Genomic DNA, 17,925 nt, shown 5'->3' with positions numbered 1-17,925 from the left:
CCAATGTATAGAACTCCACATCAACATATTCTACAACCTGCAGCGGCTTCAGCCAGCGTCTGCGGGTTTGTTCATTTTGAATAGGGAAATGACTACGTGGCGTACTGGAGAGCAATTCCTGACGAACAACGGTAGCTTTGGACTGGAGGAGGTAAAGCGAATACTAGATACTAGTCATGCAGATGCACCTACGATTCCGGAGTTAGTCCGACCTGCGATAACTGTCTCAGCGTCATGAGCCTATAGACAAAACCGTAAAGATGTATTAACTTAGTTTGAAGATATTCGAAATATCTGTTTGAACATTGCAGTAACAAAAGTGAGGTGAATGTCATGATTCCTATTTTGGGACGCATCAACGAATTAAGTAGAAAACAACGCAGCAGTACCGGACTGACGCAAGCAGAACAACTAGAGCAGCAAGAGCTTAGAAAACAGTATTTGCAGGCCATTCGAGGTCAAGTACTTACAACCATGCTAGGCGTGTCCGTTGTGGATCCACTGGGCAATGACGTGACACCTGAGAAATTAATTATTGAAAAAGTGCAGCGCCGTAAACAGGCGGAGCAATAGATTCATTATGAAGACAGATCAAGGTAATTTCTTGGTCTGTCTTTTTTGTTGCTATATTTTACGTTTAAACAGGAAAAGTACATAAATCACCAAGCCACCTCAATAAGTGGAGTTTCGTGTAAATTAACAAGTATGCTTGTTGTTTTTAGATTGGATGACAAGAAATCTTCCATCAACTTCAAATGAAGCTTCACAACTCATATAATAACGCTAATCTATTTCCATAAGGACATGAGAAGTGACGAAATTATCAACAAAACGAACAATGAATGAACAATAAACTGACAATGAAAAAGTGAACTGACAGAAAACTAACAATGAAAAACGATCGGAAAATAGTTCATAAGGGTATCAGGAGAGGGTTGATGAGTTGTGAGCCTTGAAGCATTGAATGAGCGTGTTATGCATGATCTTGCTTATTTATCTTATGGTGGTGCGGACTGGACATGTGCAAAACAACATACAGAAGGCCATGTCTACGATGTTGTCATTGTGGGCGGGGGGCAGAGTGGACTTGGAGCTGCGTTTGGACTTCTTCGTGAACGAATCTCCAACATTGTTGTTATTGACGAGAATGTAGCTGGATTTGAAGGGCCTTGGGAGACTTATGCACGAATGGTTACGTTACGAACACCCAAACATCTGACCTCCATTGATCTGGGCATCCCGTCATTAACCTTTCGTTCCTGGTGGGAGGCGCAGACTGGGCGTGAGGGCTGGGAAGAGGTAGACAAAATTCCTCGAGGAGATTGGATGAACTATTTACGCTGGTACCGGGAAGTACTGAAACTGCCGGTGATGAATGAGGCGAAATTGACACTTATTGAGCCTATGGAGCATGGGATATATCGACTTCAGGTGAACAGAGCAGGAACGAAGGATTTCCTTTTTGCACGTAAGGTGGTGCTCGCGACTGGAATACAAGGTGGCGGTGAGTGGCATGTGCCGCCGATGATCGCGGATAAGCTACCTCGGGAGCTGTATGCACATACTTCTGAAACGATTGATTTTGAACGATTAAAGGGGAAAAAGATTGCTGTGCTTGGCGGTGGTGCCTCCGCTTTTGATAATGCAAGTTATGCGCTTGCTGCCGGTGTGGCAGAAGCTCATGTATTTGTACGACGAGAACAGCTTCCGCGCGTGAATCCGATTCGTCAGATGGAACAGTCGGGGATGATTGAACGCTTCCATGCCCTGTCTACGTCAGATAAATATGCAGTTATCTCCCATTTTTTTAAATTTAATCAGCCGCCAACGAATGATACGTTCAATCGAGCAGCGGTCTGGCCAGGATTCAGACTGCATCTGAACTCACCATGGCAGCAAGTCGAGGCTCAAGATGATAAAGCAATTGTTACAACGGAGCAAGGTACCTTTTCGTTTGATTTTCTTGTGGTTAGCACAGGCTTACTGAGTGATCCGGCTCTTCGTCCAGAGCTGCGATTAGTGGAAGGACATATTGCACGCTGGGCAGATCGTTACGAGGCACCTGTAGAACATCGGAATGCTTTACTTGATGCCCATCCTTATTTAACTGCAGGCTTTGCGTTGACAAGTCGAGATGAGGAGGGAGCTGCTCAGTTACACGGACTCTTTGTGTTTAATTATTCTGCACTGGCAAGCTGCGGCTTATCCGCGTCGGCTATCTCGGGAACCAGAAGTGCAATCCCCAAGTTAGTTTCCGCCATAGCGGATCAGCTCTTTTTGGACGATCGAGATATGATATTACAACGCTTTTTTGCTTATAATGAGCAGGAATTCACAACCACATGGGCAGAGAATGCTGCGCTGAAATGAGCACCTATTAACACTGTAGGCACATTCGCAGATTGGTTTAGGTCTGTTTGAGAACTTAGATTATTAAATAATTTCCAACAACTCCAGAATACTTTCGGTTGAGTTTACGAAACGTGTGCGCAGGCATGAGCATACGTTTTTTTGCTTTTTTTGTGCGAAAAGATTACACTTCCCGACGATTTGTTGTAAAATGTCGATTGGAACATGTTAGAAGGCAGGTGGTTGTAGTAGATATGGTTGAAGTTGAGATGAGTTATGAACAATTTAGAGCACATATAAAAAAAGCTTCACGGCAGCGTAATGTACCCTTGATTAAGATCGTTGCTTTTCAAGAAAGGTTCATGAAGATTGAAGAGGTTCAATTTTTTGATGTAGAGAAGAACTATATGAGTGTGCAGGCATGTAATACCGTATGGATGAATTTGGGAAATAAGTCGTTTCACAATCTGGTGTCTCAACACTTGAATGATTTCAAGAATATGGAGAACCTTGGGCGTAATTCGTTTGAGAATTTAATCAGAGAATTATATGACACGGCTGTGCCTATACTTATAAACTACGATCCGAATCAATATTACACTTCAGCCCAGTTGGCAGAGATTTTGGCAATAGATGAGGGTAAGCTGATCGAGCAACTAGAGATGGGGCGCTATAAAGGTGCGTTCATCAATGAAGAAGGGCAGTGGCTTAAGCCGAAACCACAGATGAATGGATAAAGGGAGATCCTGTAGTGCAGCAGAATGTTGCATTTCAGGATTTTTATCGTTTTAATATAGAATCTATATCCATTGAACTAGACATTTACACAAGAACGTAGAGGACAGAAATAACGTGAAGAAGCGAAGCGTTCGCCTGAAAGCTTTCTGCAAGAAAGCTACATCGGAAGCATAAGCTATCACCGGATTTTCCCCTTTGAAAAAGGGAATCAAAAAAATCTGGGGATAACAGCGATCGAAAGGTTGTTCTGTCATAGGAGTGGTCAGTGTAAATATTTATGGTTCAATCTCCAGAGTCCATGGTTTGAATGAATTTGAACGTTTCGGGTTAATGTGGTTCAATATTGAAAGGTTATAACGTCGAAAATTGCATGTTTTTGAAGGTTTATAAATTATTTTGAATGAAAATGATTGTTTTTTACTGGATTTATGATACTATAGAAGCAGTTGGAGGAATGAAGATGCTGACTGAAGAACGATATGCTGCAATTATAGAGCGCTTACATTTACAGGGAATTGTGAAATTACAGGAGCTTGTCGATGTGCTTGGAGCCTCTGAATCAACAATCAGGCGTGATCTTATCGATTTGGAAAGTCGTCAAATGCTCAAACGAATTCATGGCGGCGCTGCATTGGTCAATGAGAAGTCATTGGAACCTGGTATGGAAGAAAAAACGTTCAAAAACATCCAACAAAAGGTGACGATTGCTCGTTTGGCTGCACAGGAGATCCAAAATGGCGAATGTGTCTATCTCGATGCAGGGACAACGACCCTTGCAATGATTCCTTTTATTGAAGCAAAGGATGTCACCGTTGTGACAAATGGACTATCTCATGTGGAAGCCTTGGTAAGCAAGCGGATTCGTAGCTACCTGCTAGGCGGCATGATGAAAATCCATACAAAAGCTGTGATTGGTAGTATTGCGTTACAGAACATGGATAACTTCCGCTTCGATAAATGTTTCCTTGGAACGAACGGGGTAGATGCCGAAATGGGGTATACAACTCCTGATCCGGAGGAAGCCTTGATTAAAAGGCGTGCACATCAGTTGTCGGGGAAATCTTACGTACTGGCTGACTCCAGCAAAATCGGGGAAATTACTTTTGCCAAATTGTTTGATTTGGAAGAGGCAGATCTGATTACTGATCAGGTACCAGAACACTGGCGGCACTTAATCGCCCAGAAAACTAAAATAATCGAGGGATAACATGATATATACGTTAACACTTAATCCTTCCATCGATTATATCGTGGAAGTGCATGATCTGAAACTTGGTGGACTGAATCGAATGAACCGGGACTTGAAACTTCCGGGTGGTAAAGGCATTAACGTATCACGCATTCTTAATCAGCTTGGTGCCACGAACACAGCATTTGGATTCCTTGGTGGATTCACAGGACGTTTCATTAATGATCGATTGCAGGAAGAAGCAATCCGTACGGACTTTGTTACCATTGCAGATGATACACGCATCAATATTAAGTTGAAGCATGGTGAAGAGACAGAGATCAACGGACTTGGACCTGTGATTAGCTCTGAAGAGTCAGAACAATTGCTTCAGAAGATGTCAGGACTGCAGCAAGGAGATATCGTAATTCTGTCGGGAAGTGTTCCACCTGCGCTGGGGTCTGATTTTTATGATCGTTTGATCAAGGTATGTAAACAAGCTGGCGCTGAATTCGTTATTGATACGACAGGTAAGGCATTAATGGATGCTCTTGTCCATGAACCGTTGCTTGTGAAGCCGAATCATCATGAACTTGCAGAACTGTTCGGCGTAACGATTGAGACTCGAGAAGAACTCATAACCTATGGTCGCAGACTACTAGAAGCAGGCGCCAAGCATGTACTTATTTCCATGGCCGGCGAAGGAGCATTATTCATTACACAGGAAGAAGTTCATCATGCCAATGTTCCTAAAGGCGTTGTCAAAAACTCGGTAGGTGCCGGAGATTCCATGATTGGCGGATTTGTGGGTACTTACGTTTTGAACGGGGATCTGCTTGAAGCCTTTCGTACAGGTGTTGCATCTGGAAGTGCTACTGCGTTCTCTGATGATCTTGCGACGAGAGAGCTTATCGATGAACTACGCACGCAAGTCAGCATTACTAAACTGTAGTTGAACTACAGGAGGCTTACATTGTATACATGATCGGCCTGCGAATGCAGGTCGACTGAACCTAAGGGAGTGTACCAAAATGAAAATAACAGATCTGATGATCCAAGAAACGATGATCATGGATTTACAAGCTACAACAAAGGATGAAGCAATTGATGAATTGATTGCCAGTCTGAACAAAAGTGGACGAATCAACGATCCTGTTTTGTTCAAAGAGATGATCTATAAACGTGAAGCTGAATCTAGCACCGGAATTGGTGGCGGTATTGCTATGCCACATGCCAAAACATCCGCAGTCAATGAACCAACGGTTGTATTTGCAAAAAGCCGTAAAGGTCTTGACTTTACTGCTCTTGATGACGAGCCAGCTCATGTATTTTTCATGATTGCTGCACCAGAAGGTGCGGGTAATACTCATCTGCGTACACTTGCTGCACTTTCCAGGTTGTTGATTGATAGCGATTTCATCTCGCAGTTGATGAGCACGGATACACCGGCAGAAGTTAGCGCGTTGTTCGATGCTAAGCAAGCTGAAGAGGCGAAGAAAGAGGAAGCTAAAGAGAAAGCAAAAGCAGAGAAGGCGGCAGCAACGGCAGCTACTGCATCAGCTAACAAAGAGCAAACCTCTGGTGTGATCGTTGGAAATGCTAACTCCGAAGACTTTGTCGTTGCGGTTACGGCGTGTCCAACGGGGATCGCCCACACGTTTATGGCAGAAGACGCACTTAAGAAAAAAGCGCAAGAGATGGGCATTAACATTCGAGTAGAGACGAATGGTTCTGAAGGTGCTCAGAACGTTCTGACAGCTGATGAAATTGCGCGTGCCAAAGGCGTTATCGTGGCAGCAGACAAAAATGTAGAGATGGCTCGTTTTGATGGGAAGCCAGTTCTGCAAAGACCTGTAAGTGACGGTATCCGCAAATCCGAAGAACTGATCCGTAAGGCCGTTAACGGCGATGCACCGATCTATCGTAGTCAGGGTGCAGCAGGTAAGAATGACGAAGCCACAGCAGGTAAAATGAGTGTAGGTAGCAAAATCTACAAAGACCTGATGAACGGGATCTCTCACATGCTTCCATTCGTCGTGGGTGGCGGTATCCTGCTGGCAATTTCCTTCCTGATTGAGCAAATTGCAAGCCCGGAAAACCCGCTTGTACAATTGTTGCAAACAATCGGTGGGGGCACAGGTGCATTCCACTTCTTAATTCCTGTTCTAGCTGGTTTTATCGCGATGAGTATCGGTGATCGTCCAGCGTTAATGCCAGGTATGGTCGGTGGTTTGATGGCCGTGAACTCTAATGCTGGATTCCTTGGCGGACTTGCTGCCGGTTTCCTTGCAGGTTATGTTATCATTGGGCTGCGCAAAGCACTCAAAGGATTGCCAAAAGCTATTGATGGTTTGAAACCAATTCTGTTGTACCCTGTGCTTGGTCTGTTGATCGTTGGTGCAGTGAGTTACTATATCTTTGATCCAATCTTCGGTTCTTTGAACACATGGCTTGTCGATGCACTTGGTAATATTGGTACAGGTAATGCGGTATTGCTTGGCTTGCTGCTCGGTGGCATGATGTCCATTGATATGGGTGGACCATTCAATAAAGCAGCATATACCTTTGCAATTGGTGTCTTCACATCCAGTGGTAACACAGATGGTGCTTGGATGGCTGCTGTTATGGCAGGCGGGATGGTACCGCCACTGGCAATCGCTCTGGCAACAACATTCTTCAAATCTAAGTTTACAGATCAAGAACGTAAATCTGGTTTGACGAACTATGTACTGGGCTTCTCGTTCATTACAGAAGGTGCGATTCCTTTCGCAGCTGCAGATCCGCTTCGTGTACTGACATCCTGTATCCTTGGTTCAGCTGTTGCAGGTGGACTGACACAATTATGGAGTATTAACGTGCCGGCTCCACACGGAGGAATCTTCGTTGCATTTTTGGCAAACCACGCCCTGTTGTTCCTACTTGCAGTAGCGATTGGTGCAGTGATCTCGGGTCTCATTCTGGGATTGTGGAAGTCGAAATTGCCTAAGGTCGTATAATAAATAAAATTCAATCATAAGTTATGAATCAAGATAAGAGCATTTTCTGAGTAACGTTTACTCGGAAGATGTTCTTTTTTGATTGTTACTTCATTCAGGGGTATGTTATGATGTAATGGCGATTTAATGAAACTCAGTTTCGTATAGTGAAACTAACGAAATGATAAAACAAAAGAAAATGCATTAAAGTTTAAATCAGATGAATTTAGAGCAAGCGGAACGGAGGAGAAGATTTTATGTCTAATGAGATTAAAGGACAGGTTCAAAAGCAATTTGCTAGTAATGCGTACAAATATGTCACAAGTGCTCGACATGCCAAAGGTGAGGATCTAGCATGGTTGGTTGCATCCTCCGAAGTGAACTCTTCGATGAACGTACTCGATATTGCTACAGGTGGAGGACACGTTGCAAATGCGTTGGCACCGCTTGTGAACCAAGTGACTGCATTAGATCTAACCGAGGAAATGTTGCAGGTAGCACAGCAATTTATCCACGGGAACGGACACACCAATGTTAATTTTGTAGCAGGCGATGCGGAGCAACTTCCCTTCTCAGACAATACCTTTGATCGCGTAACCTCCCGGATTGCTGCACATCACTTTCCAGACGTTGTTGCTTTCGTTAATGAATCATTACGGGTCTTGAAGCCAGGCGGCAAGTTGTTGCTCATTGATAACGTTGCACCTGAAAGCGATGTGTATGACCGTTTTTATAATGATATTGAGAAATGGCGTGATCCAAGTCATGGTCGTGCTTGGCGTAAATCAGAATGGATCTCGATGCTGGACAAGGCAGGCTTCCGGATCGACGCTATGGTGACCTTTGAGAAGCCTTTCCAGTTTACGGATTGGTGTGAGCGTGCAGCATTGCCAGCACAGGCGATGAGAGAGCTGGAAGTGAGCATGTTACATGCTGAAGATCAGATTCATAAGTACTTTAAGCTTGAGAAGTCAGAGGATGGGAGCCTGTTGAGCTTTGAGGGAGAAAGTGTGTATATTCAGGCTCATAAACCTCAGTAGTCGTAGAAGGAGTCTATTCACGGGTACACACAGTCATTGTAGTTTGAGGGTATTCATAGATACTTAATTATTTTAATTCTCCCAAACAAATAGGTAGACGTGCCCATCAAACTGTTTGGGGCGCCTACCTATTTGGGGATGGAGTTCATATCAAATGAACTATCATAAGATACAGCTGGGTTACGGTTTTAAGATAACTTTGGTGCATTCGTCTTCATGATCGTTGAAGATTTTGTAGGCTTCGCTGGCATTTTCTAGCGCAATGCGGTGGGAGATGATTTCCGTTGGATCGAATTCCCCAGCAGTAATTTTGCGGAACAATTCTGGCATATAGTGAATAACGGGAGCTTGTCCCATTTTAATATTAATGTTTCGTTCGAACAGATTCCCGAGAGGGAACATGTTGTAGGAGGAACCGTAGACGCCGGTAAGATGAAGTGTACCGAATTTCCGCACGGCCTTCATGCCAATCTCAATGGCTCCGAGGGAACCGCCATGAAGTTTGAGCTTTTGCCCAATTTCCTCAAGTGTCGATTTTTTGCCGTCCATACCCACACAGTCAATAACAACGTCAGTACCTCCCTGCGTGATTTCACGGATGTACTCGCCCATATCATCGTACTCCTCGAAATTGTACACTTCTGCATCATTCATGCGTTTGGCCTTGTCCAGTCGGTAGGGAAGACGATCCACAGCGATCACTCGCTTAGCACCCTTCATCCAAGCAAATTTCTGTGTCATGAGCCCGATGGGGCCACTTCCTAGCACTGTAACGGTATCCCCGGGTTTGACGCCAGCGTTCTCTACACTCCAGTATGCCGTAGGGAGCACATCAGATAAGAACAGTAGTGCCTCATCCTCCAGTTCACATGATTCAGGAATGACAAATGGCATGAAATTCCCATAAGGTACACGCAGGAGTTCTGCCTGCCCTCCGGGATAGTTCCCATAACGATCGGTAAAACCGAGATAACCACCGGTATGAATTTCCGGATTTCCATTGGAATTATCGCATTGACTCTCCATGTCGTGGTTACAGTAGAAGCACTCTCCGCAAGAGACGTTAAAAGGCAAAACGACGCGATCTCCTTTTTTTACCTTCGTTACTTCGGGACCAACCTCTTCCACGATCCCCATCGGTTCATGACCAATAACGTAATCTTTCTGAGCAGGAAGGGCTCCCTGATAGATATGAAGATCAGACCCACATATGGCGGTGGAAGTGATGCGAACGATAATGTCATCCTTTTGTTCCAAACGTGGATCTTCAACCTGCTTCACCTGAATATCCTTAATACCTTGAAACGTAACAGCTCTCATTGCAAAATTCCTCCTTAAAATTGATTTCTCTCTTCTTTACCCAATAATTTCTAATCTAAAAATAATATCAATCGTTTAGACGACAGGCCATTTCTGTTTACGTAAAGCATTGAGCAATTCAACAGAAGCGTTCAGATTATCCCGAACCAGCTCCCGTGGGGTTAATGCCATCCATTGATTAAGTGAAATATCTTCGAAACGATCGCTTCTGAAAATCTCCAAAAACCATAGTGTGTCCTTACCCGTATTCTGGATATAATGCCCCATGGCTACAGGAACATACCCTACATCCCCAGCCCGATAGTCAAATGTACGCGCAATACCATTGCCTCCAAAAACAGTCATTCGCCCTTGCCCAGTCAAATAATATTGCCATTCATCTGCATTGGGGTGCCAATGAAGTTCACGCATGCCTCCAGGCTTAATCTCAACCAATGCGGCTGCTACCGTTGTGGAGATGGGGAAGTTGCTCGAATCTACAATCCGCACACTTCCTCCAGGAGTGATGATCGGTGTCTGAGCTAACAAACGATGCTTGAAGGACAGAGGAACGGTTCCGTAGGGTGACTGTACTTCCTGACTTGCGAGAGAACCGGGAACCTGATCTTGAAAAATATACACCTGCTCTGCCGGCATGCCTTCAAATGCGGCTTCAGATACACCGAAATTAAGAGACAATACGTCCTTCGGTGTGTGTGCAAACCAATCGGAAATGGATAGTGTGTTGAGATCTGAGAAGGCTCCATCATCAAATACGAGTAAAAATTCACAGCCTTCGTCTAGTCCTTGAATGGAATGAGGTACACCCTTGGGGAAAAACCATAGATCCCCTGGACCAACATCAGCGATAAAGTTGCGACCGTTCTGATCAACGGATGTAATTCGTGCGGTACCTAGAATCATATAAGCCCACTCCGATTGTTGATGCCAGTGCAGCTCCCTTACGCCTCCAGGGGTGAGGCTCATATTAACGCCTGCAAGCGTCGTTGCAATAGGAAGATCCCGAACCGTGATCTCGCGTGACCATCCGCCATGATTCAATTGCATATGTGTATCAGAGAAAGACATTCTCAGATTGGGTAACAATCCGTTATCTGTGGATGGAGGTACGAGCATATCCGGATTTTGCAGATCTCTCATCACATCACGCGGCCCACGATCCGGTCCGCCTGCACCATCTTTGCGTATCGGCTGGGGTACAATGAATGGTTTACCATGCTTTTGTGTTCCTTTGCTCATAATCTACAATACCTCCTTGAAGTGTGCGCATGGAGACGAACCCTATGAAGCTCATATTCATCTACTCACGATGTCTTTCTTACACCTATGAAGAAGAGCTCGTCGATTATGTTCATTCCGAATATGATATATTAAGGAAGGATTATAGCGAGTTTAGCGCTAGTATGTAGAAAGCAAACTATGGATTGATAAGAATTCTAGAATAGAAGGGAACAACATCATGGACTACTGGGGCATACTCGGTATTGAACCTACCGAAGATTTGAGCGCAATTAGGAAGGCGTACACGTCACAATTGAAACATAATCATCCCGAAGACAATCCAGAAGGCTTTAAGAAGCTTCGAGCAGCCTATGAGCGAGCTAGAAAGATGGCATCAACGGGCATGATTGCTTCAACCACAGATACTCAATTAGAGAATGACCGTACAGATTATGCAGATCACATCACAGAAGTTGGAGCAGATCCATCACAAGATATACATATTGAAGACTTGCCAATAGGCACTCTGAAGCAGGAAGATCCAGTCGTAGAAGCTGTGAAGCATTTTATAGATAGAATGATTAAGCTTTACGATAATTTTGATTCTCGTATTCGATATGACCTATGGTTGCAGCTTGTGGAAGACGAACGATTTTGGAGTATACAGGTTCGGGAGATTTTGCATACGGAATTGTTAATGGTTCTGAGTGAACGTAACTGGCTGCCAATCTCGGTATGGAGGTTGCTGGATGAGACATTTGAATGGACAGAAAATGAATTTCAGTTAAACGAGCGATTCTCTTCATCGTTCCTTAGTCATGTTCATTACCAGTGTCATAGCCCGTACGATCTGCAGCTTGAACACTTGCAACAGGCTGTTGCAGAGGGGCTGCCGATAGATGAATATGTATATCTCCGTGAATATGCAAGGCGGGCACTTATCCACCAAGACTTGAATATTGCGCATGAGATGCTGGGCAGAGCATACGAACTGTACGAACAAGATCCGGTATTGTTACGTTTAATTGGAAGATATTCGATCAACGTGGAGGACTGGGAGACCGCACTCCATATGTATTCAAGATTGGCCGTTATATCTCCCGATGACCCTCAAATTCTGCGTCACTTGGCAGACATGTTACTGAAGACTGGGCACACGGAAGAAGCATTATCTATAAACATGCAATTATCGGAAGCTGCGGAGCCGGTGATCTACAGTCCAGCACTATCGTCTGCAGCACAATGTCTGGCTCTGTTGGGACGCAATCGTGAGGTTATTGATTTATATCAAGCAGCGTTAGAGCGCTTCCCAGCGGATCTTGAACTACGTACTCGACTATGGCAAGTTCGAAATGAATATGAGCTAGTACGCATTGCAAGTTTGGAAGCTGAGCTGCAAGGTACTCGATTCCCTGTAACGGAGCAGATTGAGGAGCTGATCGAGCTTTATCTTTTAAGGAAACGATCAGACAAGGTGTTGTCCATGTTTGCAGGATTTGATCCCAAGGTGCAGCTAAGCAGTAACGCTTGGTTTTCGGTTGCCCAGATCGCATATGAAGTGGATCTCAATCTTGCTCTAACGTACCTCAATCAGGCTATAGAAATTGCCAACGCGCAAGCTGTTGTCCATACAGAAGCTTTGTATTTACGCACAAAAGTCAATTATGATCTCGACCACTATGAGGATATGATACCAGATGGTTTCATTCTGAAAGAACATATGCCAGAAGTGCCGGAAGTCTATTATTATCTTGGTGAAGCCTATCGAATGTTAGACCAGAATGAACAGTCTGTAGATCATTATTTGCAGGCAAGATCATTAAACGGTCATACAGGATACAATTATGGATTGGCGTTCAGTTATTACAGCTTAGAACAATATGAAGAGGCTGTAACATGCTTTGAGACGTATATGCAAGAAGGTAATAAAAGTGCTAGTCTCCATTACTATTTAGGCATCTCGTATATGAATATTGACAGATTAGAAGAAGCTATTGCGTGTTTCCAAGCATGTTTGAAGATGGAGGATATGCCATCTGCGTTGTATTACCTGTTCAAAACCTATCAAAGACAGAGCAAAATTGACCTTACGTTGTCTACAATTGAACTCTATTTGAATTCGGGTGACACATCGTACAAAGAAGAGGCTCTTGGTTTGGCGGCAGATTTAACTTTTGCTCGAAAAAACTGGAGCGTTGCTCATGATTTCTACTTGGCTCTTCATCATGAATTATTGGATGCCTCCATGTTACCTAAAATGATTGCCATCTGTCTGCTTGCAGAACGCAAATTTGAGGAAGCAGCAGTATGGATTCGGAAGATCCAAAATAAAGAGCCTCAGAATCCATGGGCACTTCTGCAGATGGTTCGGATCTTGGCGGAACAGAAACGGTGGGAAGAGCTAGACACTGCAATCGTGCATTATTATAAAACGGTAGAACCTACTAAGATTGACGGTTACAGCTACTTTTATGGTGGATTACACTTATATGAAGCACGTAAATACGATGTCGCTCGCAAAATGCTCACTCGTGCATACGAATTTGGTTTACGAGGGGATACCTGTAGTTTGCTGAGCCTGACCTATATGCATCTTGGACAAGGAGAGCAAGCACTTGCTTATGCAAGAGAGGCGGTGGCAGATCGACCGCATCATGCCGATTATATTGCACGTCTTCAGGATATCGAAGAACGTCTGAGTCAGCGTGGAGCCTGGTTCAATAAGTTGAAGTTTAATCTATTCCAGGGGGGATTGAAACAAACGGAACCTCTGCAATTCCCGGATCTTTTGAATGATGAAGAGCTTAGACCGTATTATAACGTGGAGGTATTCAACGATGCATTCTTTGCTTGATGCAAGACAACAGTGGACATTGGCAGCAGGAGCCATTTTACTTGAGGCGAATGGTTTGGATTTCAACTCAGGGTATGATCTTGATTTATTGGAAGGGAAACGGGAAGGTGTTACAGAGATGTTCGAAAGAGGCTGGAATATTCGAGATCACGAATCGTTCCGCCAGCAAATGGAAAGTTTTCGTGAAGGGAGTGGACATCATGATAAATTTGATCAACGTAGGGCACTATTGTCTGTCATGACTCATCAAGAGCAGGAGAACTATATTCTTAGTTTGGAAGACGAGAAGGAAAGAATTCAACTTCAAATTATTCAGTTTTATGATAGTCGTCTGAGTGCAGCAACGATAAATGCTTGGGATTGGGGAAGGGCAATATCGATCACTCGAATGGCGATGCAGATTGGTTATGTCGATGATGAGACAGCATGGGCGTTTATGTATGAGATGGCGCAACGAATTCAACAGGAGTATTCAAGCTGGACAGACTTCGCGATTGCTTACCTTATAGGACGTCAGTATGGCTATGAAGAGTTGGATGAAGGCGAGGCGTTGGAGCACTTCTCGCTGATCGAACCTTTGCTGGAACGAACAGACAGTCCTTGGAATTTGGTGCGTTGGGAAGAGGAGAGTGTTGCTCTACCAGTTATTTTAGAAAGAGAGGGGTGAAACGTTGACACTACAACAATTAAAATATGTAATTGAGGTTGCCACACGTGGCTCTATGAATGAAGCGGCCAAACGTTTGTTTATTTCCCAGCCGAGTCTGTCGAATGCGATCCGTGACTTGGAACAGGAACTGCGAATTACGATCTTTGAACGAACGAATAAGGGCATTTCTCTATCTAAAGAAGGCGTCGAATTTCTAAGTTATGCTCGCCAAGTTGTGGAGCAAGCAGAACTGCTGGAGAATCGTTACCTCAATGCGAAGCCCTCTCCGCAGCATTTTTCTGTATCCACTCAGCATTATGCATTCGCAGTGAACGCTTTCGTTCATCTGGTTCAGCAGTATGGTCAGGAAGAGTATGAACTTGCGCTACGAGAAACGAAAACGTATGAGATCATTCAGGACGTCAAAAGTCTTCGCAGTGAAATTGGCATTCTCTATTTGAATGAGTTCAATTCGAAGGTCATTAATAAACTGTTGAAGGATGCAGGTCTCGTATTTACAAGCCTGTTTACGGCGAAACCTCATATCTTCATCAGTGTGCAGAACCCACTTGCGAAGCAAGCTTCTGTTGCGATTGAACAGCTTCAGGATTATCCTTATCTGTCATTCGACCAGGGTGAGTACAATTCGTTTCATTTTTCTGAAGAAATTCTAAGCACGTTATCTCATCCAAAAAGCATACAAGTCAATGACCGTGCGACGTTGTTCAATCTGTTGATTGGCTTGAATGGATATACAATCTCAACGGGTGTGCTTAGTGCGGACTTAAACGGCAATGAGATTATTCCAGTTCCGTTAGAATGCGAAGAAACGATCAATGTAGGTTGGATTAGTCACAAAAGCACATCCTTGTCTAATCTAGGCGTTGCTTATGTACAAGCTTTACACGAAGCCATTGGATCATAAATAAACAGACTAGGGTTTATGTATACGTTAAAACACCGTTTCGGGGGGCTTATCCGAGCGGTGTTTTTTTAGTTTTGTTCACTAGATTAGTGCCTTATAGGGATTTGATCTATAATAAGTATTTTATAGATGATGGAAGGGTGGATATGGGTGAGAGTTTTGTATCGCAACAAAAGTGAACAGCATGAGCTGAAGGTCTATGACACAAAGCGTTTATATGAAGAGCAAGGACATTTTCGCGTGTTGGAGTTTTCTAATGAAGCTGTTCAGGGGGCAATGGATCTGAGCCGCCCTGAACGAATCGTATTGGAATATCCGAGAGCCATGGTACATCTGATGGAACGGAATGCGTCTAACTATGAATCTGTATATATTATTGGACATGGGATTGGTACGTTACCTACATATTTGTCGGAGAAGCAGGTGAAGGTAGCAGAGCTTGATGAAGAGGTGTTAGAGATCAGTCGGACATTCTTTAATTATGGGGGAGACGATGTAAGTGTAGGTGATGGACGTGAATTATTGCAGCAGGAACCTTCTAGCGCATATGATTATATCGTTGTTGATGCATTTACAGCTGAGGGAACTCCCAAACAGCTCATCTCAATCCCTTTTTTCAAGATTGTGAAGGAGAAGTTAAGAACAGATGGTATGGTCATGCTGAATGTATTTGGCCGGGCAGGCAATGATCAGCTTGTGAATGCAATCCATACGACGTTATGTGAGTTATTTGTCTATACGCGCTCATTTGCATTGCCTGTGGAGACGGAGGACGAGCAGCAGAACAGAATTCTTGTAGCTAGTGATCAGCCGATCGCCTTTCAGACCAGACATATGGCGGGATTTGTTGAACAGGAGCTAGGGGAAGGATATGTGATTCAGGATTAGATCTGATCTGCGTAATCCATTCAATGAATGAATTGGGTTCATTAAATCGTCACTCAATCATAAGTTATTGTAAATTCTTCACAAACTTTTTATTTCTTCTTAACATCATTCGTATAGAATGGTAGACATATGTCTTTTCAAGAAAAACCGGGGGAAGTAATAATGACCGCACAGAACAAAGCAGCAACATTAAAAAGCAAAATAAGAAACGTGAAGAAAATTAGTCTTACCGTCTTATTGGGCGGTCTTGTTACCATCGCTGTTTTAATGACTTTGACCATCATCTTTATATCTTTTTATACATCTCAGAAGCAGTCATTAATCGATAATACACTGACTAGCAATTATTCAAGTGCTACACAGATGAGTCAGACGCTTGATTCATTGTTTCAATCCATGCAGAGTAGCTTAGATTATGCAGCACATTCGTTCTCGGACATAGACTACACAGACACTGCTGAAATTGGGGGAGCGCTTGATCTGATTCGGGGTAGCAGTAACTACTTTAACTCTTTGACGCTTGTGGATAAAACGGGACTTGTTCGAGGTGTCTCGCCAATGGGAGGCAGACTGGGTCTTCATATCAGCTCTACGGCAGCTAAGAATGCACTCCACTCCAGAACGCCTTATATATCGGAGCCTTATGTTACGCCAATTAGTCAGCGCAGAATTTTATTTTTGAGTCAACCGATTTTTGGTCCGAATCAAACCTTTGAGGGGTATGTCAGTGGGAGTATTTATTTGCAAGAGGGTAATATTCTAAGTCATTCTTTTGGAAGTCAGTTGAAATCCAGTAACGGTTCCTATTTCTTTATCGTAGACGCGAAAGGTACACTGTTATTTCACCCTGACACGGAGCGGATTGGTGAGAATATCAGCAACAATACGGTCGTACATAAATTGTTAGATAATCAACAAGGGAAAGAAAGATACAAGAATCTGTCGGGTCTTGATTCACTTGCAGGTTATACTAAAGTTCCAACTACCGGCTGGGGAGTCGTGGTAGTTTCACCAACCAAGATTGTGTTCGACCAGCTTAGCCATCATATTCGCATGTTGCTGATCTATACATCAGTCCCTTTTGTGATTTTGACTCTAATTGTCATTCGTGTTGCTCGTAAACTAGCCAGTCCTTTCGTCATTCTTGCAGATTTGGTTAACCGGGTGGATCAAGGCAAGGTAGACTTACCTGTGATGAAGCCACACTGGAATCGTGAGGCAGACCTTCTTACACAAGCCGTACTCGGTGCGCTTGCAAGCTTTCGCAAGCAGACGGATCAGCTAACGTATGATGCTAGAACGGATGTACTGACAGGCATGACGAATCGCAGAACGTTTGAAGAAGTCATACAGCATTGGATCGATGAGGAGATTCCTTTTTCTCTTATCGTTATCGATATAGATCGATTCAAGTCAATTAACGATACGTATGGACATCATACAGGAGACATCGTGTTAAAACATATTGCTGAACTGATTCGACAGGCCGTACGACCTCAGGATGTATGTTCCCGCTTTGGAGGAGAGGAGTTCGTCGTGCTGCTGCGTCAGACCAAATCAAGTACTGCCTACCAAGTGGCCGAATATATTCGTTCTAGTGTAGAGAATAGTGCAATGCCTATCGATCGAACGGTTACAATATCGGCAGGAATAGCGGAATATCCTATTCATTCAGCGGCAGCGATGGAGTTATTTCATTTAGCAGATACGGCTCTGTATCAGGCCAAAGAAGAAGGGCGTAATCGGACAATCACGATTCAATCGGTAGAGAAATAAAACAAAAAAGAAGCTGCTTCGT

At 43.8% G+C, this 17,925-nt stretch carries 15 protein-coding genes; 13 read left to right on the top strand and 2 right to left on the bottom strand.

Features of this window, described 5'->3' with window-relative positions:
- Positions 1-88: 88 nt before the first annotated feature.
- From ASD24_RS30985 to ASD24_RS10855, 8 genes are all read left to right on the top strand, one after another.
- On the top strand, positions 89-238 hold the full coding sequence (locus tag ASD24_RS30985; RefSeq protein ID WP_156395423.1) for a hypothetical protein: 150 nt from the start codon (positions 89-91) through the stop codon (positions 236-238).
- 95 nt (positions 239-333) lie between these two features.
- Positions 334-573, top strand: coding sequence for a DUF896 domain-containing protein (locus ASD24_RS10885; protein WP_056695399.1), 240 nt, complete (start codon positions 334-336; stop codon positions 571-573).
- Positions 574-945: 372 nt separating this feature from the next.
- Complete coding sequence (locus ASD24_RS10880; protein ID WP_056695396.1) at positions 946-2,370, top strand: flavin-containing monooxygenase; 1,425 nt, start codon at positions 946-948, stop codon at positions 2,368-2,370.
- Positions 2,371-2,711: 341 nt separating this feature from the next.
- Positions 2,712-3,086 carry a hypothetical protein gene (locus ASD24_RS10875; RefSeq protein WP_235540518.1) on the top strand — a complete coding sequence of 125 codons (375 nt, stop codon included), beginning with the start codon at positions 2,712-2,714 and terminating at the stop codon, positions 3,084-3,086.
- A 461-nt stretch (positions 3,087-3,547) separates the two neighbouring features.
- Positions 3,548-4,294 carry a DeoR/GlpR family DNA-binding transcription regulator gene (locus ASD24_RS10870; protein WP_056695393.1) on the top strand — a complete coding sequence of 249 codons (747 nt, stop codon included), beginning with the start codon at positions 3,548-3,550 and terminating at the stop codon, positions 4,292-4,294.
- A gap of 1 nt (position 4,295) precedes the next feature.
- Positions 4,296-5,207, top strand: coding sequence for a 1-phosphofructokinase (pfkB, locus tag ASD24_RS10865; RefSeq protein ID WP_056695391.1), 912 nt, complete (start codon positions 4,296-4,298; stop codon positions 5,205-5,207).
- Positions 5,208-5,286: 79 nt separating this feature from the next.
- Positions 5,287-7,251: a PTS fructose transporter subunit IIABC gene (locus tag ASD24_RS10860; protein WP_056695389.1), complete on the top strand. Its 1,965-nt coding sequence runs from the start codon at positions 5,287-5,289 to the stop codon at positions 7,249-7,251.
- Positions 7,252-7,487: 236 nt separating this feature from the next.
- On the top strand, positions 7,488-8,270 hold the full coding sequence (locus ASD24_RS10855; RefSeq protein ID WP_056695387.1) for a class I SAM-dependent methyltransferase: 783 nt from the start codon (positions 7,488-7,490) through the stop codon (positions 8,268-8,270).
- A 180-nt stretch (positions 8,271-8,450) separates the two neighbouring features.
- Here the strand turns inward: ASD24_RS10855 and ASD24_RS10850 are convergent, their stop codons facing one another.
- Together ASD24_RS10850 and ASD24_RS10845 are read right to left on the bottom strand one after the other, a co-directional pair.
- Positions 8,451-9,590, bottom strand: a complete 1,140-nt coding sequence (locus tag ASD24_RS10850) for a zinc-dependent alcohol dehydrogenase (protein WP_056695385.1) — start codon at positions 9,588-9,590, stop codon at positions 8,451-8,453.
- Between the two features lie 75 nt (positions 9,591-9,665).
- Positions 9,666-10,829, bottom strand: a complete 1,164-nt coding sequence (locus tag ASD24_RS10845) for an oxalate decarboxylase family bicupin (RefSeq protein WP_056695384.1) — start codon at positions 10,827-10,829, stop codon at positions 9,666-9,668.
- 220 nt (positions 10,830-11,049) lie between these two features.
- Between ASD24_RS10845 and ASD24_RS10840 the strand changes: the two genes are divergently transcribed.
- The 5 genes from ASD24_RS10840 to ASD24_RS10820 all read left to right on the top strand — a co-directional run bounded on the left by ASD24_RS10840 (position 11,050) and on the right by ASD24_RS10820 (position 17,903).
- Positions 11,050-13,665, top strand: coding sequence for a J domain-containing protein (locus ASD24_RS10840; protein WP_056695382.1), 2,616 nt, complete (start codon positions 11,050-11,052; stop codon positions 13,663-13,665).
- On the top strand, positions 13,649-14,332 hold the full coding sequence (locus ASD24_RS10835) for a DUF1266 domain-containing protein (RefSeq protein ID WP_056695380.1): 684 nt from the start codon (positions 13,649-13,651) through the stop codon (positions 14,330-14,332). The genes ASD24_RS10840 and ASD24_RS10835 overlap by 17 nt, the downstream gene beginning before the upstream one ends.
- Before the next feature lie 4 nt (positions 14,333-14,336).
- Positions 14,337-15,239 carry a LysR family transcriptional regulator gene (locus ASD24_RS10830; RefSeq protein WP_056695376.1) on the top strand — a complete coding sequence of 301 codons (903 nt, stop codon included), beginning with the start codon at positions 14,337-14,339 and terminating at the stop codon, positions 15,237-15,239.
- A gap of 150 nt (positions 15,240-15,389) precedes the next feature.
- Positions 15,390-16,127, top strand: coding sequence for a spermidine synthase (locus ASD24_RS10825; RefSeq protein WP_235540517.1), 738 nt, complete (start codon positions 15,390-15,392; stop codon positions 16,125-16,127).
- Between the two features lie 162 nt (positions 16,128-16,289).
- Complete coding sequence (locus ASD24_RS10820) at positions 16,290-17,903, top strand: sensor domain-containing diguanylate cyclase (protein ID WP_056695374.1); 1,614 nt, start codon at positions 16,290-16,292, stop codon at positions 17,901-17,903.
- Positions 17,904-17,925: the final 22 nt, after the last annotated feature.

It is taken from the genome of Paenibacillus sp. Root52 (assembly GCF_001426865.1).
Taxonomy (GTDB): domain Bacteria; phylum Bacillota; class Bacilli; order Paenibacillales; family Paenibacillaceae; genus Paenibacillus.
Note: the sequence above shows the minus strand (reverse complement) of the source record. Positions and strands in the feature narration are given on the sequence as shown.